The sequence below is a fragment of the Paenarthrobacter sp. CM16 genome (genome assembly GCF_013179505.1).
Taxonomy (GTDB): Bacteria; Actinomycetota; Actinomycetes; order Actinomycetales; family Micrococcaceae; genus Arthrobacter.
Genome location: NZ_JABMCX010000546.1, coordinates 1 through 1,280 on the forward strand (window position 1 = coordinate 1; position 1,280 = coordinate 1,280).

The following is a 1,280-nucleotide window of genomic DNA, read 5'->3' on the forward strand; positions in this document are numbered from 1 at the left end:
GAGCTGATGGTGGAGACGTTCGGAAACGACGAATACAAGGCGCTCCGCGAAATCCGCAAGCACATGGCTTGGTACTTCAAAGGCTACGTAGTGGGCGGCGAGCTTCGCGCCAAGCTGGCCACCGTCCCCACTCTTGAGGTGCTGCGCGAATACCTGGACGAGCTGGACATGGATTCGCCGTACCCCGGAGTGGATTCCGAGGGTCCCCGCGGCCGTGCCGGTTCGCCCAAGAAGCCCGCCTTGCCCAAAGACTGGCTGGTCAGCCGTCAGCTGAACGCTGAACAGAGCGCGGATATCTCGGCCGCAGAGCTGGACGTTTCGGGCGGCTAGCCTCACACGTGTAAGACTGACTCAAGAAGCTCCACACCCCGGCGCTTGAAGGAGGCAGATACCCATGGGAACCGAAGCGATACTTGGCCACGACGGGACGGCCCACGATTTTGTGCTGGCCATTCCCGGTTACGCCGAGGCAGATTCCGCGCGGTGGGTCGAAGAGCCGCGCAAGAGCAACTATCGCTCGGATTTTGAACGGGACCGTGCCAGGGTCCTGCACTCCTCGGCCCTGCGCAGGCTCGGTGCGAAAACACAGGTAGTTGCACCGGACACGGACGACTTTGTCCGCACCCGGCTCACGCACAGCCTCGAGGTTGCCCAGGTGGGCCGCGAACTGGGCCGCTCGCTGGGTTGCGATCCCGACGTAGTGGACACTGCCTGCCTGAGCCACGATCTTGGACATCCGCCCTTCGGGCACAACGGCGAGTCCGCACTGAACGAAGTTGCGCACACCATCGGCGGATTCGAAGGCAATGCACAAACACTGCGCCTGCTGACCCGGCTCGAACCCAAGGTCCTCAGCGAGGACGGCAGGCCGGCAGGTCTCAACCTGACCCGTGCCAGCCTGGACGCCGCCTCCAAATACCCGTGGTCCGCCGTCGACGCCCCTGTCATCCACGGCCACCGCACCAGCAAGTTCGGGGCGTACGAAGACGATCTTCCGGTGTTCGAATGGCTCCGGGAAGGCGCTCCGGGCAACCGATCCTGCATTGAGGCCCAGGTGATGGACCTCGCCGACGATATCTCCTACTCCGTCCATGACGTTGAAGATGCGATTGTTGCCGGCCATTTCCAGCTCAAATGGATGGAAAATCCGGACCACCGGGCGCGTGTGGTGGGCTACACCAAGCAGTGGTACTTGCCCCACAACGACCCCGCTGAAATTGACGCCGCCCTGGCCCGGCTGGAGGCCACCAAGGTTTGGGTCCGCGAAGCTGACGGCAGCC

1 protein-coding gene and 1 pseudogene are annotated in these 1,280 nt (G+C 63.4%); both read left to right on the plus strand.

The window, feature by feature from the left end:
* Positions 1-330, plus strand: a pseudogene (locus HP499_RS24350) (tRNA dihydrouridine synthase DusB); the annotation flags it as partial.
* Positions 331-394: 64 nt separating this feature from the next.
* On the plus strand, positions 395-1,280 hold an 886-nt coding region (locus HP499_RS24355), incomplete at its 3' end, for a deoxyguanosinetriphosphate triphosphohydrolase (RefSeq protein WP_172326589.1).